The sequence below is a fragment of the Limimaricola cinnabarinus genome (genome assembly GCF_002723615.1).
Classification (GTDB): domain Bacteria; phylum Pseudomonadota; class Alphaproteobacteria; order Rhodobacterales; family Rhodobacteraceae; genus Limimaricola; species Limimaricola cinnabarinus_B.
Genome location: NZ_KZ304986.1, coordinates 16,275 through 18,138, shown reverse-complemented (window position 1 = coordinate 18,138; position 1,864 = coordinate 16,275). Strand labels below are relative to the sequence as shown.

2 protein-coding genes are annotated in these 1,864 nt (G+C 62.8%); both read right to left on the bottom strand.

Annotation, left to right across the window (positions count from 1 at the left end):
* Window positions 1–833, bottom strand: an 833-nt coding sequence (locus CJ301_RS17370) for an NAD-dependent epimerase/dehydratase family protein (protein ID WP_162620607.1), incomplete at its 3' end; no start/stop codon positions are given.
* Window positions 834–1,085: 252 nt separating this feature from the next.
* Window positions 1,086–1,565: a CBS domain-containing protein gene (locus CJ301_RS17365; RefSeq protein WP_254050197.1), complete on the bottom strand. Its 480-nt coding sequence runs from the start codon at window positions 1,563–1,565 to the stop codon at window positions 1,086–1,088.
* Window positions 1,566–1,864: the final 299 nt, after the last annotated feature.

Here is a 1,864-nt window from a genome sequence, read left to right as displayed (position 1 = left end):
GTCTTGGCGAGTTTCGGCGGGATGTTCCAGGTGATCCAATCCTCTCCATGCAACTCGTGCCCGATCAGGCGCTGCAACTCTCCGAAGGGAATGGGTTCGGCTTCGCCCAACAGAACCGGAAGCACATCCGGGAGATCCATCCGACGATCCACGATGCGTTCGATCGCATCCAGCAGGTCTTCGAGATGCAGAAAGGCCTGTCCGCGTGACAGATCGCCCGGGTAGACTTTGCCGCTGAAGCGCTTCTCGTAAATGCGCGCGATCTGGTGAGCCAGGAACGTGGAATGCCCCTGGTCGTCGTAGATGCCGGCAGGGCGCATCAGGACAAGCTTTTCTTCGCCCTTCTCCTGTCTCAACATCGCCTCGGTGCGCACCTTCGAGGCACGGTAGGGAAGCTTCGTATCGAACGGCACGTCTTCATCGATTGGCTGCCCCGGCGAAGTCGGCGCATGCGCGAGCATGGTGGAGGCAAAGACGAACTGCTCGAGCTGGAACTCCTGCAATCCCTTCAGCAGCCGCTTCGTCCCCTCCACCGTCACGGCGTCATATGCGGGGCTGTCCTCACCCGTCAGATCGAAATAGGCCGCGAGATGAATACACACGGCAATGCGATCGCCATAGGCAAGCCGCACCCTCGCCAGAGCTTTGTCTACGCTTTGCTGATCGGTGATATCGAAACAGACACATTCCGCTTGGTGAGGCGGGTGTGGTGGCGAATGGCGATCAAGCCCGACAACGCGGTAACTCTGATGCAGGCGTCGCACGACCGCTCCGCCAAGATAGCCGCTGGAGCCGGTGACGAGAACGACGGGTTTGTCCGGTGTCTCCGTCATTCCTCACCTATTTGCGCAGATACTTCACCAGCGCCAAGATCGCGAGGATCACCAGCACAAGGATCACCAGCCACCAGATCCCCATGCCGAACATCATTCCGCCGTCCATCATCTATGTCTCCTGTGCTGTAGCCGCACCGATACTCGTAAGGCCTTCGACCCCCTCAACCTCCGGCATGGACGACGGGTCCAGACATCGCCGCCGAGACGGAAAAAAGAGGCGGAGCACCTCGCGGCGCTCCGCCCGTCTTGTCAGCAGCAGCCCGAACGGCCTTCCGGCTGCGAGACCTTCTGGACGAGATCCGCGGTTTCCGCGCCCTGCGCCTCACGCGCCACGTCGGCCTGCGCCACCATCCCGCAGCACTTGCCTTCGCCATCGGTCACGACGGCGCGGCGCACCTGGCGCTCTTCCATCTTGTTGCAGCAGGAGGAGACGTCCTCCTCCGGCGAGGTGGTCAGCACATCCGTCGACATGACCTCGGAGACGGCCGTATCCCCGGACTTGCCTTCGGCTACGCCGCCGCAGCAGATGTCGCGATCCGTCACGATGCCCATCGGCTCGCCCGCGTCGTTGAGCACCGGAAGCGCCCCGATGGAGTGTTCGGCCATCAGCTTTGCGGCCTCCTGAATGGTGGTGTTCCCGCCGCAACAGACGGGATCGCTGGTCATGATGTCCTGGACTTGCATATTTCGCTCCTCTGTTGAGTGCGGGATGACAACGAACAGACCCATAGCCGCGTTCCCGCTTCGCGCGCGCCTCGGCGACGATCCGCAAGGTGACGGTTTCGTGAGCGAATTTCCCCTTCGGGCAGTAGACAGGCGGCGCGCCCGTTCATAGATCGGTGCCATGCGCCTCTGGGTGTCAACGGCGGACCAAAAATCGGCCACGCGGCGGCGCAAAACCAGGCCAGCGGCGCGGCGGCAAGCGCCATGCCGCGCCCGCTTGCCCCGTAGCTGGGGCGTGGCATGGCGCATTGGCCCGCGAGGCCAATTCATCCGGCGAGGATCAGGTGGGGGCTGCGGCCTTTCGT